Source organism: Gemmiger formicilis (assembly GCF_016901605.1).
Classification (GTDB): domain Bacteria; phylum Bacillota; class Clostridia; order Oscillospirales; family Ruminococcaceae; genus Gemmiger; species Gemmiger formicilis_B.
This window is the reverse complement of record NZ_JACJKP010000939.1, coordinates 1-218: the sequence shown is the minus strand read 5'-3', so window position 1 is coordinate 218 and position 218 is coordinate 1. Positions and strand designations below refer to the sequence as shown.

General features: G+C 56.4%; 1 pseudogene. It reads left to right on the top strand.

Features of this window, described 5'->3' with window-relative positions:
* Positions 1-115 (top strand): annotated as a pseudogene (locus H6B10_RS17330) (glycoside hydrolase family 3 N-terminal domain-containing protein); the annotation flags it as partial.
* Between the last annotated feature and the right edge of the window lie 103 nt (positions 116-218).

The window sequence follows — 218 nt, the reverse complement described above, 5'->3', positions numbered from 1 at the left end:
GCCGAATGTAAATATATTCCGTGACCCGCGCTGGGGCAGAGGGCACGAAACCTATGGCGAAGATCCGTATCTGACCTCTCGCTTGGGCGTACGCTTTGTGGAAGGTATGCAGGGATGCCCAGACGCGGAATGGCCGGAGCCCAGCTGAGCATTTGGCTGATTTTTTCTTTCAGCGTCATTTGTGCAACCAGTGCGCGTGCCCGCTCCCGGTATTGTTC